Consider the following 3622-nt stretch of genomic DNA (forward strand, 5'->3'; position numbering starts at 1 on the left):
CGGGCGACCCGCCGCACGCCGCCGCCGCGAGGAGCGCCGGGAGGGCGATGAGCGCGGCGACCGGGCGGCGCGCCGCCGGTCGCCACCGGTGGGTCACGCCGAGCGGACGCAGGCGAACAGGTGCCTGCTGTAGTTGTCCTCGTAGGGCGGCCGGGCGTCGTCGTCGGGCCCGAGGTCGACGATCTCGTCGAACCCGGTGTTCTCCCGCAGGAACGCCGCGACGCGGGCGGGGTCCCAGCCGCGCAGCGACTCGGCGAACCACGCCTCGTTGTCCTGGCCGGTGTCGAAGAACAGGACCCGTCCGGTGGCGCGGTCCAGCAGCCGGATCAGCTCCTCGGCGCTCACCGAGCCGCGGCCGAGGACGAAGTGGTGCAGGAGGCTGAAGCAGGACACCACGTCCCAGCGGCCGGCGTCGTGCCCGCCGAGGAAGTCGACGCAGTCGCCGGTGGAGACGGCGCCGTCCGGGAGCCCGTAGACGGCCCGGCCGAGCGGGACGGCCAGCGGGTCGCGCTCGATGCCCTCGGCGTCGAAGCCGCGCTCGGCCATCTTCGCGACGAACCAGCCGTAGCAGCTCGCGACGTCCAGGTAGCGGCCCCCGGCGATGCCGCGCTCGGCGAGGAACGCGTCCATCTTTCCGAGCCGGTCGGTGCACTGCCGGACGGTGGTCCAGCCGGTCCTCAGTTCGGGCGCGTCGATCGGCTGGTAGAGCTCGTGGGTGCCGTCGAGCCAGCTCATCTTCAGCAGGAGGTCCTGCAGGGGCGTGGTGACGGGCAGCCACTTGGCGACGACGTTGGCGCCGTCGGCGCCGCTCATCGCGGCGATGGCGAGCCGGTGGTGGCCGTCGAGGATCTGGTACTGGTCGGAGCCGCGGACGGGGGCGACGAGCACCGGGTCCTGCGGCCCGCTCTGCTGCGGGCGGGGCGCCGCGCCGGGCGCCTCCTCGCCGCGGTACCGCGCGACGAACGCGCGGGCGGCGGCGAGGACGCCGGCCTCGTCGGTGCCGCCGAAGTAGGCGCCGCCCGCCTCGATGCAGTGCACCCCGAGCCGGCCGTAGGCGCTGGACAGGATCTCGGCGTCGGTGAGCTCCGGCCGCTCGTCGGCGAGCCGCAGCAGCCCGACGTGCGGGCCGTCCAGGAACGGGGTCGAGGGCCACAGCAGGTCGCCGGTGCGGTCGGCGAACTCGCGGGCCGTCCAGCCGCCCTGCGCGCCGACGAGGAGCTGGTCGAACCGGACCGGGACCTTCCACGGGCGCCGCAGCACGGCGGTGGACACCGCGACGCGCGCCGCGGCCGGGATCGGCAGCGAGCGCCCGGCGTCGACCAGCCGGCCGTACACCGGGCCGCTCGGGGCGAGCCCGCTCTTGCGAAGCACCGCGCGGGACTTGCGGCGCACTTGGTCAATTCCCGTGGGCATGCATGCTCCTGGCAGATGTCGTTTCGGTGGCGGGCGCGGCGGCGGCGCCCGTGGGTGCGGCACGGCCGCGCCTCCCCGGCAGCAGGGAGGCGAAGGCGGTGAGGGACAGCCGCTCGCGGCCGGCCCAGAGCAGGGCGAGGTACAGGATCGCGCCCGGGATCAGCCCGCCGGCGAGGGCGGCCTCGCTGGAGCCGGCGGCCAGCCGGACGGCCAGCGGCACCGCCGCGAAGCTGACCAGCGCGGAGCCGCCCGCCCAGAACAGCCCGGCGCTCGCCGGGGTCATGTCGAGGATCCGCCGGACCTGGACCAGGGCCAGCAGCGTCCGCACGAGCAGCCCGCACGCCCGCGCGACCGCCGCCCCGGCGATCCCGAACGGCGGGATCAGCAGCACGTTCAGCACCAGGTTCACGCCGAGCGCGGCGCTCTGGTTGACCAGGCTGAGCCCGCTGCGGCCCGCCATCAGCAGCATCACGTCGCGGGCGCCCGTCGCGGTCGCCACCAGCATCGCCATCGCCAGGATGACCGTGACGACCTCGCCGGTCCCGCGGTAGCCCTCGCCGAAGGAGGCCACGTACACCGGGGCCCCGACAGCGATCGACAGGTGCACCGGCCAGGCGAGCGCGAGGTTCCAGGACGCGCACACCGCGAACACCCGCTGCGCGCCCGCGCGGTCGGCGAGCGCCATCAGCCGGCTCACCGCGGGCTGCATGACGTTCTGCACGGCCTGGGTGACGAGCTGGCTGATCACGATGAACCGGGTCGCGGCGGTGTAGATCGCCGCCTCGCGCGGCGAGCTGAGCGCCGCGACGAGCACGATGTCGGCGCGCTGGAACGCCGTCTGGCAGATCTGCGCGAACGCGCGCGGCGCCGTGAAGCGCCAGAAGTCGCCGGCCAGGGGCCGCCAGCCGGACGGCGTCCCGGCCTCCGCGGCCACCGGCGCCTCGGCGCGGCTCCGGCGGCTGATCTTCAGGTACCAGAGGAGGGCGACGACCAGGCACGGCAGGTACGGCGCCGCCCACGCCAGGGCGAGCCACACCGCGTCGTCGGTCAGCAGCGCCGCCACGACGACCCCGGCGACCTGGAGCGTCTGCCGCATGATCTTGTCGACGAGGACGGTCGGCCGCATCGAGCCGTGCCCGCGGGTCGCCGCGAGCAGCGCGTCGTGCGCCCCCGCGAGGGGCAGGAACAGCGCCAGCACCCGCACCATGCCCACGGCCTGGCCGGGGTCGTCGGCGCCGATGTGGCCCGCCGTCCACGGCGCGGTGAGGGCCAGCACGAGACCCGCGGCCAGCGCCGTCGCCGCGACCGGGACGAGCGCCACCGGCACCGTCCGGCGCGCCGCGCCGCGGTCGCCGAGCGCCAGGTGGCGGGGCAGCCAGCGCAGCAGGCCCGCGTCGGTGCCGAGCCCCGACACGGCCTGCAGGATGATGAACAGCGACGTCGCCGCGAAGAAGGTGCCCGCGATCCGCTGCGAGTACAGGTGCGCGACCAGGAAGACGAGCGCGAGGCCCTGGACGCCGGCGACGGCGGCGCCGACGAGGTTCAGCGCGCCGCCCCTCGCCAGCCTGTTCAGGTTCGGCCCGCCCGGACCGGACGGCTTCGGCTCGTCCGCCGCTGCTCCGTCGGAATCAGGGGCCGGCATGCCGGCCGGCCTTGTGCGGCTTCTTGCCGTAGCGGGGCGAGACGTCCGGCGCGGCGTCCTTCGGCCCCGCCGGGGGCTTGCCGTCCGCGCCGTCCTCCGGCAGATCCGGCGGCATGAACTTGGAGATGTCCTCCTGGGTCCGCGTCGCGGCCGACTCCAGCCCGTCGTCGGCGGCCGCGTCGGCCGGCTCGGCGGGCTCGGCGCCGGCGGGCGCCGCCGGGCGCGGACGCGCCGTCCCCGTGCCCTGGGTGACCTCCGTGGGGGACACGGGCTTGGGGGCGACGGGCTTGCCCGGCCCGGCCGGGGGTTCGAGCGCGGGCGGAAGGGGACGGCGCCGCGGCTCTGGCTGCGGCTGCGGCGCGCCGCGCCGCCCGGACGGCGCCGGCCGCGCCTCGCCCGTGCGGGGCGGCTGCTTGACCTGCGGCAGCGCCTGCGTGACCAGGGACCCGGAGTCGGCCGGCTCCTCGTCGGGCTCGTCCTGCCCGCCGCGCGACGGGACGTCGGTGATCTCACCGACGATCTCCTCCAGGATGTCCTCGATGGTGACCAGGCCCGCGGTGCCGCCGT

At 76.3% G+C, this 3622-nt stretch carries 2 protein-coding genes and 1 pseudogene; all 3 read right to left on the reverse strand.

The window, feature by feature from the left end:
* Positions 1 to 93: 93 nt before the first annotated feature.
* Entirely contained in the window at positions 94 to 1413 is a 1320-nt protein-coding gene (locus ABWI04_RS42095) for a ParB N-terminal domain-containing protein (protein ID WP_353835907.1), read from the reverse strand.
* Positions 1397 to 3055, reverse strand: a complete 1659-nt coding sequence (locus ABWI04_RS42100; protein ID WP_353835908.1) for a polysaccharide biosynthesis C-terminal domain-containing protein — start codon at positions 3053 to 3055, stop codon at positions 1397 to 1399. The genes ABWI04_RS42095 and ABWI04_RS42100 overlap by 17 nt, the downstream gene beginning before the upstream one ends.
* Positions 3042 to 3622: pseudogene (locus ABWI04_RS42105) on the reverse strand (hypothetical protein); the annotation flags it as partial. The gene ABWI04_RS42100 and the pseudogene ABWI04_RS42105, both read right to left, overlap by 14 nt.

It is taken from the genome of Actinomadura sp. NPDC000929, assembly GCF_040492065.1.
GTDB lineage: Bacteria > Actinomycetota > Actinomycetes > Streptosporangiales > Streptosporangiaceae > Spirillospora > Spirillospora verrucosospora.